Origin of the sequence: Pseudoalteromonas umbrosa (assembly GCF_030125375.1) — a bacterium.
GTDB classification, from domain to species: domain Bacteria; phylum Pseudomonadota; class Gammaproteobacteria; order Enterobacterales; family Alteromonadaceae; genus Pseudoalteromonas; species Pseudoalteromonas umbrosa.
The window spans coordinates 1,103,266-1,118,466 of sequence record NZ_JASJUU010000001.1; the positions used below are offsets into that span (position 1 = coordinate 1,103,266).

Sequence of the window (15,201 nt, forward strand, 5' to 3'; positions counted from 1 at the left end):
AAACGATATTCTAAATTTATTATTTTAATTATCCCACCAAGCAGTGGTTGAAAATCACACTAACAAACAGAAATAAACATTACAAACCAGATACTTAAAAAAAGGTAAAATATAACAATGCTACTTTCTAAAGCTAAAATTAAAGCTTGGATAACAATGGATTATGATTTTTTAATTTTTAAATATAACATTTGATAACATTGAAACCCTGAAAATGTTAAAGTTTACTGATTTTTAAATTAATTATTCTTTATAAGATTTATAGTAAGTAGGAAAAATTAATTTACCCAATCACTATAAAAATGCATAATTTATAAAGAAACCCCATTAAAATACAATTTTTTCAATCACTTATAATTTATTTAATTTGTAAAGTATGTTTCATCTTTTAGATCAAGTTATGGATGCAAGAAAAATAGGCATTAAATAAAATATGGTGTTGTAAACAGATAAATAGAGTGCAACTTGATTCCATTCAACAACATGACATTCAGACATACGTCGGTTTTAGGTGGAGTGATTTACTGACCGTGGTTTAGCAAAATAGACTTAAATATTAAATAGCGAAAATCAGCACTCATAACATAAATTAGCATCAGCTTTGAAGTCAAAAATAGTGTTTAGCTTTAATTCTAACATTAGATTTATTCTACTCAATTAGATGGTCCTCTTGGCAGTGCTTCAGGTTATCACTTCGAGATTTCGCGAGTAAACTTAATAGAGAAGCCCTTATCGTTTTCTCCTGTGACCGCAACGGTGATCTGATTTTCACTTTTAAGTTGGTAAGTCAATTGTTTGGGAAAATCATGCTCAAAATTCTCAAATACAGCAGTCTCGGCTGTGCAACTAGTCAATTTAAATGCAACAGGCAAACTATTACTCGCAACTTTTGCTACATAAAATATTTCTCCTGACATTTCAACTAGCCGTAAAGTTTCAGCACTGACTGTTTTGTTCTTTTTTATTGAGAAGGTATAGCCTGAACCCTCAAATGTTTTATTGCTGATCTTTTTCCATGACTCGTTAATTTTAAGCTTACTATTTTTCGAACTCCAATCACCAATAAGCCAAGTGAGTGATGCAAGCGAGTCACAAGTATTAGCCTGTACCTGTGTATTAAAAACAGCACATATTGCGATTAGATATGCTAACTTATACATTAAACAAACTCCTTTTAACTCTTGTAGCAAATAATGAGCAAGGCGCTCAAAGTACAAACATTTAAGTGCATAGTTAAATGAAAGCACAACTCAGATGTTTTACCATGATTTTCCAGCTTAAATAAGTGAACTTTTTATAATGCTGCATATTACGAAATTATCTTTTTATCCTTGTGACAATCGAATAAACAAGCCAAGCATTTTTATAAGGTAAATATAGATACGCGTCAAAAGCCACAACTTCATCACCAAAGCCGCCTGCAAAAATGCCTCATTGACATATAAAAAGCCCCAGCTTTTGGCTGAGGCTCTGTCATTTTTGGGCTGGGCTGTGACTACTTGTTTAAATCAACTGGCCCAACTTATCCAAATGCACTTAAAGCTTAGAGGCGAATACCTTCAATATGTAATTCAAGCGTCACATGTGTTGAGGCTGGACCTAAGTTATAATCAATACCAAAGTCTTTTAGTTTTAATGATGTTTCGCCAGAAAAGCCAACACGATAACCACCCCAAGGGTCTTGTCCTTCGCCAATTTTTTCAACTGGAAATGTAATCGTTCTTTTTACACCGTTAAGCTCTAGCAAGCCTGTTAACTTAGCTTCTTTGTCATTTACTTGCTCATACTTGGTGCTTTCAAAGGTTGCTTTTGGAAATTTTTTTACGTTCAAAAAATCTTTTCCACGTAAATGCTTATCACGCTCTGCATGGTTTGAGTCAATACTTGCTGTGTTGATCACAATATCGATTTTAGACTCATTTGGCTTGTTTTTGTCATAGCTAAATTTACCATCAAAATCATTGAACCGACCTGTTAGCCAGCTGTAGCCTAGGTGCTTAATTTTAAAGTTGATAAATGCATGTGCACCGGCTTTATCTACTTTGTACTCTGCAGCGTTCGCTGTTCCAGCCATTAATAAGCCTGTTGCTAACACCGCACTCACGATACCCTTTTTCATAATCTGCCCTTAAATATTCTATTAATAATTTAAAATACGTTATTTTGATGTTTTTAAAATACGACTTAAGCCGCCGTCTTTATTGATAAATTGATGTTTCAGCGCTGCTAACATGTGCACAGCCACAAATCCGATTAAACTCCATGCAAGCCAAAAATGTATATCGCCCACAATGTCTTCTTGGTTGTCAAAAGACCAAGGCAATGCTGGAATTTCAAACAGCTCAAATACGCTTATCGGCCTTCCATCCGCAGTTGAGATAAAATAACCACTGAGTAAAAGAAGTAACATCAAAATATATAAAAGCTGATGCCCTACTCGCGCAGCAATCTGCTCTAACTTTGGTCCGGGTAACGCTTTTGGTTTTATATTTAACTGTCGCCACGCCAACCTAAATAACCATATTCCCATCAATATGATGCCCAGTGATTTATGTAAATCTAATGACCCTTTATACCAAGCGTCATAATAGGTTAACTCGACCATGTACAATCCAAGACCAAACATGAAAAAGATGGCCACGGCCATGAGCCAATGCACGGCGATGCTTACCCAACCATAACCCTGCTCGCTATTTTTTAGCATATGAAACCTACACATTTAGAAAACTGAGACTAGATTACCGCGCATAAGTAACATTGAGTAGTGCACAAACTAAAGAACTATTGTGCAAAAAAATATATACTTAAGATCTAGACGAAGTGAAAAATATTATATTTATGCAGAAATTGAATTGGGATGATTTTAAAGTTGCCCATACCGTTGCAAAGGCAGGCTCGCTTGCAAAAGCTGCGACTATTTTAAAGTGTAACCATACAACCGTATTACGACATATCAATCGTTTGGAAGACGCACTCAATGTGAATTTGTTTATCCGCCATCAAAGAGGATACCAGCTTACGGATGCTGGCCAGATAATGAGTGAAACTCTCGAAGATCTAAACACCCAGTTTATCGCTTTGGAAGACACTCTCCAGAGCATTCAACAAGATTTTAGTGGCAAAATTCGCATCACAACCGTGACCTCTTACTCTCCCTTGCTAGTACCAGCAATGCAGCAGTTCAGAAAGCAATACCCAAAAGTCAGGATAGAGCTACTGGCCACCGATGAAGTTATCCCGCCGCAAAGTGGCAATATTCATGTTTCATTACGGGCAGGCCCTGAGCCAAAAGAACCTGATTTAATAGCCAAGCATGTGATTTCATTAAAAATGTCTTACTTTGCATCCAAAGAGTACATGTCAGAATATGGCTTACCGCAAAGCGAAGGTGAGTTTAATCGATTCCATTGGCTAATGCCCGATAGTTCAAAACATCATATTCCGTTTATCAATCAAGTGATCAAACACTTAAAGAACGACAGCATTGTCTACACTAGCAATCAATTTTCGGATATACAGTCGGCTGTTATCAGCGGCATGGGCATAGGGCCACTCTCTGAGAATGATGCCATTAAGTATCCAAATTTAGTGAGGTTAGATGGCTGCCCGCTCCTTTGTACAGAGAACGTTGGCGCCCTTTGGTATACTTACCACAAGGATCTCAAGCAAAATGCAAAAATACGTGCACTTTATGAGTATTTAGTTGAGCACACTCAGCACTTATCAATGGTATAAGTGCTTCGCTTTTCAAAGAGTATCGTTAGTGTTTTTTCACCGTAATATCTTTACCCTGCTCACCAGCATAAAACACTATGATTCGTACATCTTCTTTCCCTACCGCTTTGCCCTTATGCCACTGGTTTACAAGCTCAACAATAGGCTCTCCTGATTTTAAAATGAGCTGTTCGCCAGTTTGCTTAGTAACATGTAACTCACCAGATAACACTACCCCCGCATTAATGACTGGGTGAAGGTGCAGCGGCAGCTCAGTGCCCGCTGGAATATGAATATCTAGCAGTGTAATTTCAGGTTTGCCTTGAGGATATGCAGGTAAAGGTGTGCCATCCCAGCTTTGCGATGTTTTTGTTAAGGTTTTTACCGCCACTGTATTACTACCAGCAATAGCATTGCTACTGAGCAAACAAGTCATAGCAATTATGGAGAGTACAAGTTTTGTTTTCATGGTTTGTGCTTTTAAGATTTAATTACAGGCTACTTTAGATCATTGCTGCAAACATGTATACGTGTATTGGTAAAGGTCATCCAATACATAAAGTGCCGAGATAGTAATGTAGTAACAATAAAAAAGCCCGCATTGAGCGGGCTTATCTAATTCATTAATACTTAGGCTAGCTTGTCTGAAGCTACTTTGTATTTAGGGTCTTCAATCACGTTGATTTCAACCAAATCTGATGCGTTATCAAGTAACTGCTTACAGTCCTCACTTAAGTGACGTAAGTGCAGTTTTTTACCTGCTTTAGTGTATTTCTCAGCTAGCGCATCGATGGCTTCAATAGCACTGTGATCTGCAACGCGACTATGCTTGAATTCAACAATCACATCATCTGGATCGTTAGCAACATCAAACAATTCTGCGAAGTTTTTCACTGAGCCGAAGAATAATGGGCCGTGTAACTCGTATACTTTAGAGCCTTCGTCATCGATATAGTTATTTGTGTAAATGTGCTTCGCGTGCTCCCAAGCAAATACAAGCGCAGAGACAATCACACCAACACATACCGCAATTGCAAGGTCCGTGATCACAGTCACACCAGATACCAACACAATCACAAACGCGTCACTCTTAGGGATACGCTTCATTAAACGGAAGCTTGACCATTCAAATGTGCCAAGTACAACCATAAACATCACCCCGACTAGTGCTGCCAATGGGATCATTTCGATTAAGCTTGCCGCAAATAAAATGAATCCCAGTAATAATAAAGCTGCAGTAATGCCAGATAATCGGCTGCGACCACCTGAATTAATATTGATCATAGACTGACCAATCATCGCACAACCACCCATCGCACCAAACACACCACACGTTACGTTTGCAGCACCTTGGCCAACACATTCACGGTTACTGTTACCACGAGTTTCTGTGATTTCGTCAATCAGTGTTAATGTCAGTAGTGATTCTATTAAGCCGATAGCAGCCAAGATAAGTGCATATGGGAAGATGATTTTAAGCGTTTCAAGGTTCCAAGGTACGTCTGGGATATGGAATGCAGGGAAACCACCCGCAATTGTCGCATCTACATTGCCGCTCATATCTTTAAGGTAATCAAGTACATTGCGCGCATCTAAATCAAAGCCAATTACAATACCCGTCACCACTAGAATAGCTGCTAAGCTCGATGGTACAGCCGTTGTCAGCTTTGGCAAGAAATGAATAATGGCCATAGTTAATGCAACTAAACCCGCCATGATATACAGCTCTGAGCCTTGCATCCACTGAAGAGTACCTGACTCGTCCATGACTTTAAACTGGCCTAATTGCGCTAAGAAAATAACAATGGCCAAACCATTTACAAAGCCAAGCATAACCGGATGCGGCACCATTCGGATAAACTTGCCTAACTTAAATATACCGGCCAATATTTGTAAAATACCCATTAGTAATACGGTGGCGAAGAGGTATTCAACGCCATGTTCAACCACAAGGCTTACCATAACTACTGCAAGTGCACCAGTTGCACCTGAAATCATTCCTGGACGACCACCAAAAATTGACGTTATCAATCCAACGATAAATGCTGCATACAAACCAACCAGTGGGTCGACTTGTGCAACAAATGCGAATGCGACCGCTTCTGGCACCAATGCTAATGCAACGGTTAAACCAGAAAGCACGTCGTTCTTAGCAGAGCTTGGCGCTTTGCCTATAAGATTAAACATTTATATCCCCAAGTGTTTTTACTACGACAGAAAAGCGCTGGATCCTATCAAAATCCAGCGCTTTTAACAAACATGATACATTATAGTGTTAAATTGAGATGTCTGTATGACACTATATGATTGGCAAGGCGGTTGAGCGTTTAACGCATGTCATGGTCACATTGGAGTGGACTTCTTGTACATACTCAAGATTTAGTAAATTATCACGAACAAATAGCTCGTAACCTTCAATCCCTTTAGACACAATTCTAAGCATAAAGTCCATAGTACCGGCCATGGTATAGCACTCAGTCACTTCGTCATAACTCATGATGAGCTTTTCGAATTCAGCAAGGTTGCTGCGACCGTGATTGGATAATTTGACATGGGCGTATACCAACATATCAAAGCCAAGTTGCTTTTCATCTAATAGCGCAACTTTTCCTTTTATGAATCCATCTTGTTCCAATTTGGCGATACGTCTCCAGCAAGGAGATTGCGATAATCCTACTTTGTCTGCAATTTCTGCTGTGGACAAACTCGCATCTTGCTGTAACAACGCTAGTATCTGACGATCAACTTGATTTAATGACATATTTTTCTTTATATTTTAATGTTAAATTTTACGCTATTCACGTAGCGCTACCCAAAGCGACCGCTCATAAATGGGTTATTACGCTTCTCGTACCCTATAGTGGTATCTTCTCCGTGACCACTCATTACTTTAGTTTCATCATCTAAAGTAAAAAGCTTTGTATTAATAGCGTGCTTAAGTTGTGAGGCATCTCCTTTAGGAAAATCAGTACGCCCCACTGAACCTTTAAACAGCACATCACCAACCAGTACTGTCGCACTTGCAGGTTCATAAAAAACCACATGTCCAGGTGTATGCCCTGGACAATGTCTTACTTGTAATTGCAACTTACCCAGCGCAACAACATCTCCCTCATCTAACCATCTATGAGGCAAAAAAGCGTCGTGTGGCGCAAAACCAAACATTTGCGCTTGCATGGGTAAACCATCAAGCCAAAACTTATCTTCTGCATGCGGGCCAATAATCTCTACACCGAACTCTTTGGCTAGTAGCTTACTCGCACCAACATGATCTAAGTGGCCATGTGTGAGCAGGATAAATTCGATACTGAGATTATGTTGTTTGACTAATGCAATTATCTTCTCAGCATCCCCACCGGGATCTACTATGGCAGCTTTTCCTGTTTCGTCGCAAGCAATAACTCGACAGTTTTGCGCAAACGGTGTAACCGGTATTGTTAAAACTTTCATGTTACTGCTCCGTATACGACATTAAAATCGGATACTTTAAATAAGCTTGATCATAGTATGGTGTTTTTTCATACAACCATTCAAGCCTTTGTTTATCGCTTTTAGCAAACTTTTTATCCTCGCGGATCTTTTTATCAAATGCCAAAGCAAGCTTAGGGCTCTCTTTTAACATCTTCCTAGCATATGGCTCAAGTGCATAATTTTCAACATATTCTGTGCGTTGAAATATACTGTGGAACTCTCCCCATGCAAAAAATGAATCTGGCGCAGCCGGATGGAGTAAATGTGTTACCAATTCAGAATAGTCCTGCTTAGTTGATACTTTAGTCCAACCAGCAAGCATAACTTCATCTTCGAGCACAGTTGAACTGAAAGATGCCTCAACTCTAAAACGCCCTTCAAATGGGACTTTTGCGAAAGTATGCTTGTCAACTTTAAGCTGAGTCAACCCTGCCATTGAGGCATCTGCAGCAAGTTTTTCAACTTCTACACCATGTAAAACGAGTTTTTCAACCAAAGTTGAATACTCTGGTGGGATATAAAATGCATCAGGTACATTAACCGTCAACTTAACGTCTTTTTGCCAATAAACTGGAAGCTTGTCATATTGAATTGGTTCACCAAGGTACTTCACTTCTTGATGCCCAGACAAAGCACTTTCAAAGCTTTTATATTTAATCCCTTTAAAACTAATGTAATCCGCTTCTTGGCTGTAACTTCTAGCAACAACTAGCTTTGTTGGGTGGTTGTGCTTTTCCGTTTCGATTGCCTTATCTAGCGCCTTGTACTGCTGTGCCAGTGCATCAATCACACCATCGATAAATACGTAAGTACCCAATACACGCTGTTTGTATGGCTTTAGTGAATGATTCTCAACTAGAATTGTCGGCAGTCCTTTTATATCTCCCCAACCATTTGAAAACCTTGGCGAGGCAACCCAACCAGCTAGTCCTTTTTTAAGGTTTCGTTTGTCCATAACAAACACCAGCGGACCCGGAATATGGCCTTGCTCAGTTAGCTTTTTATCAATAATCGGCGTAAAGTGCTCTTCTAGCACTTTTGCAATCGCTGGAGATTCACTCGCAAAGCTGGGGTTAAACCCGTAGGTCACGTCATATTGGTAATCCGCGCCATCCGTTACATGTACATCAACATATAGCGATGGTGCGTAATCATTGATCACTTTCAAGACCGAGCGCACACCCGGCGTATCTAATTTGGTATAGTCGCGATTCAAATTTAAATTTTTCGAATTAGTTCTAAAGCCCATGTTGATTGGACCACGTTGATTAATACGGTTAAATTCACTGCTTCTTTCGTGACCATCGACATTTAAAATCGGGATAAACAATATATTCACCTTGCTCAATATATCGCGGCGCTTTCCTGTGGCGATATCTCTAAGCAACATAAACATGGCATCTTTACCATCGATTTCTCCCGCATGAATACCTGCTTGGATCAAGACCGTTGGCTTATTATTGTTTTTCATCATCGCAGGCGTAAATTGGCTATCTTCGACCGCCAAGAGCATATTAATATCTCTTCCTTGATCGCTTGTACCAATTTTAATCGACTTAAACTGCGTTGGGTTTGATGCAACTAATCGCTTTATAAATGCGTTCGCTTGTTTGTAATTTGGGGACTTTAATCCGCCACTTAACTCAAAGTCTGTTGTTAAAAGTCCCTCTTGCTGCATTAGCTGCTCACTTTGGCCCTGCCATGGCTGCAAAGGAGGGAGATGACTATTCAAATTAAGTGTTGCGGAAAGCAGAACAATACCTAAACTCATAAACATTCTTTGTGTCTTTTTTGTATAAAGTTGATTATATCAATATTTTATTTAACGGCTTACAATGTGCGGTGATTCAACAAAAATTCACAGTTAACCGCACAATGACGCGGTCAACTTAAGGAAAGTTTAACGAAACCAATGAGTAAAAGTATTTTAATCACGGGCTGCTCTACCGGTATAGGTTTGTATTGTGCAAAAACACTGCATAACTCTGGGTACAAAGTTATTGCCTCTGTCAGGGACCCAAAACACCGTTCGATATTTGAAGAACTAGCTATACCTTGCATCTTACTCGACTTATCAGACGATAATTCGATACACCAAGGCTTTCAACAAGCGCTTGAGCTATGCGATGGAAAACTCGATGTGCTCTTTAATAACGGTGCATATGGCCAGCCTGGTGCAGTTGAAGACTTACCTACTGATGTTTTAAGACAGCAATTTGAAGTCAACTTTTTCGGCTGGCACACATTAACCCGTCTTGCCGTTGCACATATGCGCCAAAAGGGCCAAGGTAGAATTATACAAAATTCATCGGTGCTCGGATTAGTCGCACTGCCCTACCGTGGTGCTTACAATGCCAGTAAATTTGCACTTGAAGCACTGACTGACACACTGAGAATGGAGCTTGCTGAGACCGATATTCAAGTCAGCTTGATAGAACCTGGCCCAATCCTGTCAGATTTTAGAAAAAATGCCCGCCAAGCATTTGAACAACATATTGATATCGGGTCCAGTTACCATAAAGATGAGTATCAAGCGCAGCTAACGAGGCTTAAAGCACAAACAGCACCACAAAAGTTCACACTCGGCCCAGAAGCAGTTTACGACAAGCTACTACATGCGATTGAGTCGCCAAAAGCGAAAGCTAGATATTATGTGACGTTTCCGACTTATTTGATGGGTTACTTAAAACGTATTTTAAGCTCACGTTTATTAGACAAGTTACTACTTAAAAATAGGTAGTAAAACGAGATATGTAGACTTAGCTAAACGCAGAAATTTAGTGTAAATAAAAACTAAAAAAGGAGCCAAAGGCTCCTTTTAAACATCGCTATACTTAATCAATAATTAAGCTGCAAGACCTTCTTTTGCTTTCTCTACTAGAGCAGTGAAAGCTACTTGGTCGTATACTGCGATATCAGCTAGGATCTTACGATCGATTTCAATTGACGACTTTTTAAGGCCGTTAATGAAGCGGCTGTAAGATAGGCCGTTTTGACGTGCTGCAGCGTTGATACGTGCAATCCATAGTTGACGGAAAGTACGTTTCTTAGCGCGACGGTCACGGTATGCATATTGACCAGCTTTAGTTACAGCTTGGAACGCTACGCGGTAAACACGTGAACGTGCTCCGTAGTAACCTTTAGCTTGCTTTAATACTTTTTTGTGACGTGCACGTGCGATAACACCGCGTTTAACTCTTGCCATTTCTGATATCCTCTATTAAGCGAATGGTAACATACGATCGATAAGGCCTAGGTCATTCTTATGAACCATAGACTTAGCACGTAGGTGTAGTTTACGCTTTGAAGACTTCTTAGTCAGAATGTGACGAAGGTGCGACTGTTTACGCTTGTAACCGCCTGAAGCAGTCTTTTTGAAGCGCTTTGCAGCACCTCTGTGTGTTTTTAGCTTATAAGCCATTGCAATAACTCCAAATGATATTGCGTTTAATATATGCAAGTAGGCGGATGCGAACATCACTTTTAAGGCCCAACTTACACCCTATTCCGGCGAAGCTGAATGAAACAAACAGCTTACTTATTACCGGTTAACACAGGTGACTCAAGATTAAAAATCTCAGTACTTTCAATACCCGTGCTAAATTCTTTCAAAAATCGGCGCGAATTATGCCTGACTTATGCTTTTTTTGCAATAGGTGCCATCATCATAACCATCTGGCGACCTTCAACACGATTTGGGAAAGACTCAACTTGAGCGATCTCTTCCAAATCTGCTTTTAAGCGATTAAGCATGTCAATTGCGATTTCTTGGTGAGCCATTTCACGACCACGGAAACGTATGGTGATTTTCGCCTTGTCGCCACCTTCTAAGAACTTGCGCAAGTTACGAAGTTTAACTTGATAGTCACCTTCGTCAGTACCAGGGCGGAATTTAATCTCTTTAACCTGGATCTGTTTTTGCTTTTTCTTCTGTTCTTTTTGTAATTTTGCTTTTTCAAAAATGAACTTACCATAGTCCATTATCTTAGCCACTGGTGGCTCAGCATTTGGACTGATTTCAACAAGGTCTAAACCTGCGTTTTCTGCTTGCGCTAGCGCATCTCTCGTAGAGACAATGCCCGCTTGCTCACCTTCAGCATCGATTAAGCGAACTTCTTTCGCTGTGATTTCATCATTGATACGATTCTTTTGAGCAGTAGTTTGCCCTTTTTTGCCGCCTCTAATGGTACGTTCCTCCAAAAAATCCAAAATTAAACGTGCGGCACTGTTGTAAATATGTTTGCCGCACGGGTTTCAAAAATTAAACTCTGTTTTTAATTTCTTCGCTAATTTTAGCGACAAAATCATCCACAGAGAATTTGCCAAGGTCTTCACCCTTGCGCGTTCTTACTGCTAGCTCTTGTTGCTCGACTTCTTTATCGCCAACAACAAGTAAATAAGGTATACGTTTTAAAGTATGCTCGCGGATTTTAAAGCCAATCTTCTCATTTCTCAAGTCAGCACAAGCTCTTATTCCAAGTTTATTTAGTTTTTGCACAACTTCTTGGACATAATCAGCCTGTTTATCCGTGATATTCATGATAACGACCTGTTTTGGTGCTAACCATGTTGGGAAGAAACCAGCATACTCTTCGGTTAAAATACCGATGAAACGTTCAATCGAACCTAAAATCGCGCGGTGGATCATAACAGGCGTCTTACGCTCGTTATTTTCAGCAACATATGTCGCGCCCAAACGACCTGGTAACGCAAAGTCTAGCTGTACTGTACCACATTGCCAAGCTCGTTCTAGGCAATCGTACAATGTGAACTCAATCTTAGGTCCGTAGAACGCACCTTCACCCGGTAGGTATTCAAACTCAATGTCATTAGACTTAAGCGCTTCAGCAAGTGCAGCTTCTGCTTTGTCCCACATTTCGTCTTCACCAATACGCTTTTCAGGGCGAGTAGAAAGTTTTACAACTATCTTTTCAAAGCCAAATGTTTCATACGTATCGTAGACCATTTTAATACAAGATGAAACTTCATCCATGATCTGCTCTTCTGTACAGAATACATGGGCGTCATCTTGAGTAAATCCACGGACACGCATTAGGCCGTGTAGTGCACCTGACGGTTCATTACGGTGACAACAACCGAACTCAGCCATACGCAATGGTAAATCGCGGTATGACTTTAAGCCTTGGTTAAAGATTTGAACGTGACCTGGGCAGTTCATTGGTTTAATTGCATATTCACGCTTCTCTGATTCAGTCGTGAACATTGCATCTGAATACTTATCCCAGTGGCCAGACTTTTCCCAAAGCCCTCTGTCCATCATCAATGGACCTTTTACTTCTTCGTAGTCGTATTCACGCAATTTTTCACGAACAAAGTCTTCTAGCTCGCGATAAATGCTCCAACCGTCATTGTGCCAAAATACCATGCCTGGCGCTTCTTCTTGCCAGTGCCATAAATCTAGTGCTTTACCAATTTTACGGTGGTCACGTTTCTCAGCTTCTTCTAAACGCTTTAGGTATGCTTTTAACTGCTTTTTGTCTGCCCAAGCAGTACCATAGATACGCTGAAGCATTTTGTTGTCTGCATTACCACGCCAATATGCGCCTGCAACCTTCATAATTTTGAAGTGTTGACAGAACTTCATGTTTGGCACGTGAGGGCCACGGCACATGTCGATGTATTCTTCGTGATGGTATAGGCCCGGACGGTCATCTTTAGCAACATTCTCGTCTAAGATTTCCATCTTGTAACTTTCACCGCGAGATTCAAATGTGTCTCGTGCTTCTTGCCAGCTCACTTTCTTTTTAACAACATCATAGTTTGTTTTTGCAAGCTGTAACATGCGCTTTTCAATAGCATCAAGATCTTCTTGAGTTAGAGAATGTTCCATGTCGATGTCGTAATAGAAGCCATTGTCGATAGTTGGACCTATCGCCATTTTAGCTTCAGGGAAAAGTTGCTTTACCGCGTGGCCAATTAAGTGCGCACATGAGTGACGAATGATCTCTAAACCGTCTTCGTCCTTTGCGGTAATAATTTCAAGATTGGCATCTTGCTCAATGATGTCACATGCATCTACACGCTCACCGTTAACACGGCCAGCAATGGTCGCTTTAGCAAGACCAGGGCCGATGTCTTTAGCAACATCAAGAGTAGAAACAGGGTTTTCGAAAATACGCTGACTGCCGTCAGGAAGAGTAATTACTGGCATTTTTAATCCTATTTACAGTGGTGACACCTACGCCGCGTCACATGTATCTATTATCAATTTTAAGTGTTAGTGTTGCCCATCAACGCTTTTACGAATAAGCATTGGTTATTCAGTGGTATGCTAAATTTGACTGGGGTCTTTCAATCCTGCGGCTATTGTGACCTGATGCGTGACGAGTTGCAAGGAAAAGACTAAGATAAAATAGTCATTATTAATGGAAAACAGAGAGATTTTTATGGAGCAGCGAAAAACTTTCAAATTTGCGTCTTTCAACCTTTTGAATTTTGCATCGCCTCCTTATGCATTTTATCAACCAGAGGAAACCTACAATGACACCCAGTGGGCCACAAAAACGCAATTTATCACGGGTCTTATTCAACATATTGACCCCACCGTAATCGTCTTTCAAGAAGTCTTCGCCCCAGATGTTTTAGCCTCTATTTGCGAGGATTTAGGACTTAAATATTTTGCCACCGTAGATTCGCCCAAACCCGATGCCGTCTATCCAAACGTACTTTTCAACCCTGTTGTCGCGATTGCTTCTAAAGTGCCATTTAAGCAATGTAAACCTTTAGAACCATGCCATGAATTATTAGAATATTTAAATAATCTCGCAAACTTTAAATTTAATCGAACCCCCATTAAATGCACCTTTGATTTAGAAGGATTTGGACTCTTAACCATTTATGCGGTGCATTTTAAATCTCAGCGAGTCCACTCCATGGCGCAACTATTAGGAGACCCCGATCAAGAAGATCCATTCTTGGTTATGCTTAATCAAACAGTCGGCACAATGCAGTCTCAAATTTCTCGCTCTTTAGAAGCCTCCATTGTATATTACGATGCACTTAAAACCCAAAGAGAAAAGAGCTCAGCTACATTAGTAATGGGCGACTTTAATGCACATATTACCAGCCCTGCTCTATCCTTCATGACTGAGCAATTCCCTGTTGTCAGTGAATCAAGTCAATTAGGAACCGTTGGCCTATTCGAAAGCTTTGCCATCTCAGACAATCAGCCAGAACTCGGGGTTAAGCCTCCAACACATTATTTCCATGGTGAAGGTAACGTATTAGACTACATCTTAGCGTCCAAAGAGTTTTCACCCAGAGATCCAAATACCCGTGTCAACTCGCTAACTTATCACAATTATGCGAGTCATTTGGACCCAAAAAGAGATGAAGAGGACATAAGATATTCAGATCACGCTGCAATTGCGATAGAAATTACAATTTAATAAACAAGCTATGCTATTATCCCTGCCATTAGGTATAAATTGGAAAATATAATGAGAACATTAGGTGTTGAAATTACTGGTAGCGAAGCGATGCTTTGTCTTTTATCAAAAGAGAACGACGTATTCGACATTAGGGATATTCGACAAACTCGCTTCACATTGGCAAACATCGGTCAAGACCAAGAAGCGATGCGCAAGTTTCACTTCGATGTATCAAAGCTAGTTGAAGACTATCAAATCGATACCATCGCTATTCGTCAAAGGGCGCATAAAGGTAAATTTGCAGGCAGTGCTGCAGGCTTTAAAATGGAAGCGGCTTTTCAGCTTATTCCTAACACTGAAGTACATTTATTAAATGCAACTGAGGTGAAAGAACAATTAAAGCGCAACCCAGTCCCTGTTGATTATGCCGATACAGGATTGAGAAAGTACCAAGAACAAGCATTCACAAACGCTTACGTACTTATTATGCGCAAAACGTATGGCCACGACGTGGAAGATGAGCAAGCATAATATCGTGCCAACTTAAATATTTAAGGTGAGTAAGCTACTCACCTTGTGAACTGCATCTGTCCACAACCTCTCCCTCTCTTCACTCATTCGTTTC

At 40.2% G+C, this 15,201-nt stretch carries 16 protein-coding genes; 4 read left to right on the forward strand and 12 right to left on the reverse strand.

Annotation, left to right across the window (positions count from 1 at the left end; all coding sequences use genetic code 11):
* Nucleotides 1–689: 689 nt before the first annotated feature.
* The 3 genes from QNM16_RS04790 to QNM16_RS04800 all read right to left on the reverse strand — a co-directional run bounded on the left by QNM16_RS04790 (nucleotide 690) and on the right by QNM16_RS04800 (nucleotide 2,704).
* On the reverse strand, nucleotides 690–1,160 hold the full coding sequence (locus tag QNM16_RS04790; protein WP_284019437.1) for a DUF6265 family protein: 471 nt from the start codon (nucleotides 1,158–1,160) through the stop codon (nucleotides 690–692).
* 383 nt (nucleotides 1,161–1,543) lie between these two features.
* Nucleotides 1,544–2,119 carry a YceI family protein gene (locus QNM16_RS04795; protein ID WP_284019438.1) on the reverse strand — a complete coding sequence of 192 codons (576 nt, stop codon included), beginning with the start codon at nucleotides 2,117–2,119 and terminating at the stop codon, nucleotides 1,544–1,546.
* 39 nt (nucleotides 2,120–2,158) lie between these two features.
* On the reverse strand, nucleotides 2,159–2,704 hold the full coding sequence (locus tag QNM16_RS04800; RefSeq protein ID WP_284019439.1) for a cytochrome b: 546 nt from the start codon (nucleotides 2,702–2,704) through the stop codon (nucleotides 2,159–2,161).
* Between the two features lie 134 nt (nucleotides 2,705–2,838).
* Here QNM16_RS04800 and QNM16_RS04805 point away from each other — a divergent pair, with 134 nt between their 5' ends.
* Entirely contained in the window at nucleotides 2,839–3,735 is an 897-nt protein-coding gene (locus tag QNM16_RS04805; RefSeq protein ID WP_284019440.1) for a LysR family transcriptional regulator, read from the forward strand.
* A gap of 25 nt (nucleotides 3,736–3,760) precedes the next feature.
* Here QNM16_RS04805 and QNM16_RS04810 read toward each other — a convergent pair whose 3' ends face one another.
* From QNM16_RS04810 to QNM16_RS04830, 5 genes are all read right to left on the reverse strand, one after another.
* On the reverse strand, nucleotides 3,761–4,183 hold the full coding sequence (locus tag QNM16_RS04810; RefSeq protein WP_284019441.1) for a cupin domain-containing protein: 423 nt from the start codon (nucleotides 4,181–4,183) through the stop codon (nucleotides 3,761–3,763).
* Nucleotides 4,184–4,344: 161 nt separating this feature from the next.
* Complete coding sequence (locus QNM16_RS04815; protein WP_284019442.1) at nucleotides 4,345–5,901, reverse strand: SulP family inorganic anion transporter; 1,557 nt, start codon at nucleotides 5,899–5,901, stop codon at nucleotides 4,345–4,347.
* 112 nt (nucleotides 5,902–6,013) lie between these two features.
* Nucleotides 6,014–6,475 carry an Lrp/AsnC family transcriptional regulator gene (locus tag QNM16_RS04820; protein ID WP_023398345.1) on the reverse strand — a complete coding sequence of 154 codons (462 nt, stop codon included), beginning with the start codon at nucleotides 6,473–6,475 and terminating at the stop codon, nucleotides 6,014–6,016.
* 47 nt (nucleotides 6,476–6,522) lie between these two features.
* On the reverse strand, nucleotides 6,523–7,164 hold the full coding sequence (locus tag QNM16_RS04825; RefSeq protein WP_284019443.1) for an MBL fold metallo-hydrolase: 642 nt from the start codon (nucleotides 7,162–7,164) through the stop codon (nucleotides 6,523–6,525).
* Between the two features lies 1 nt (nucleotide 7,165).
* A complete protein-coding gene (locus QNM16_RS04830; protein ID WP_417709333.1) occupies nucleotides 7,166–8,956 on the reverse strand; it encodes a M14 family metallopeptidase in 1,791 nt (596 codons plus the stop codon).
* Nucleotides 8,957–9,097: 141 nt separating this feature from the next.
* Here QNM16_RS04830 and QNM16_RS04835 point away from each other — a divergent pair, with 141 nt between their 5' ends.
* Complete coding sequence (locus QNM16_RS04835; protein ID WP_284019445.1) at nucleotides 9,098–9,925, forward strand: SDR family oxidoreductase; 828 nt, start codon at nucleotides 9,098–9,100, stop codon at nucleotides 9,923–9,925.
* Between the two features lie 105 nt (nucleotides 9,926–10,030).
* Here QNM16_RS04835 and rplT read toward each other — a convergent pair whose 3' ends face one another.
* From rplT to thrS, 4 genes are all read right to left on the reverse strand, one after another.
* On the reverse strand, nucleotides 10,031–10,390 hold the full coding sequence (rplT, locus tag QNM16_RS04840; RefSeq protein ID WP_023398349.1) for a 50S ribosomal protein L20: 360 nt from the start codon (nucleotides 10,388–10,390) through the stop codon (nucleotides 10,031–10,033).
* A 15-nt stretch (nucleotides 10,391–10,405) separates the two neighbouring features.
* Nucleotides 10,406–10,606 carry a 50S ribosomal protein L35 gene (gene rpmI, locus QNM16_RS04845; RefSeq protein ID WP_023398350.1) on the reverse strand — a complete coding sequence of 67 codons (201 nt, stop codon included), beginning with the start codon at nucleotides 10,604–10,606 and terminating at the stop codon, nucleotides 10,406–10,408.
* A gap of 215 nt (nucleotides 10,607–10,821) precedes the next feature.
* Entirely contained in the window at nucleotides 10,822–11,385 is a 564-nt protein-coding gene (gene infC / locus QNM16_RS04850; protein WP_284019446.1) for a translation initiation factor IF-3, read from the reverse strand.
* Between the two features lie 61 nt (nucleotides 11,386–11,446).
* Nucleotides 11,447–13,357: a threonine--tRNA ligase gene (gene thrS, locus QNM16_RS04855; RefSeq protein WP_284019447.1), complete on the reverse strand. Its 1,911-nt coding sequence runs from the start codon at nucleotides 13,355–13,357 to the stop codon at nucleotides 11,447–11,449.
* A 235-nt stretch (nucleotides 13,358–13,592) separates the two neighbouring features.
* Between thrS and QNM16_RS04860 the strand changes: the two genes are divergently transcribed.
* Together QNM16_RS04860 and QNM16_RS04865 are read left to right on the forward strand one after the other, a co-directional pair.
* Nucleotides 13,593–14,594 (forward strand): endonuclease/exonuclease/phosphatase family protein, encoded by a 1,002-nt coding sequence (locus QNM16_RS04860; protein ID WP_284019448.1) that lies wholly within the window; start codon nucleotides 13,593–13,595, stop codon nucleotides 14,592–14,594.
* Nucleotides 14,595–14,645: 51 nt separating this feature from the next.
* Entirely contained in the window at nucleotides 14,646–15,107 is a 462-nt protein-coding gene (locus tag QNM16_RS04865; RefSeq protein WP_063360813.1) for a DUF3010 family protein, read from the forward strand.
* The last annotated feature ends 94 nt before the right edge of the window (nucleotides 15,108–15,201 follow it).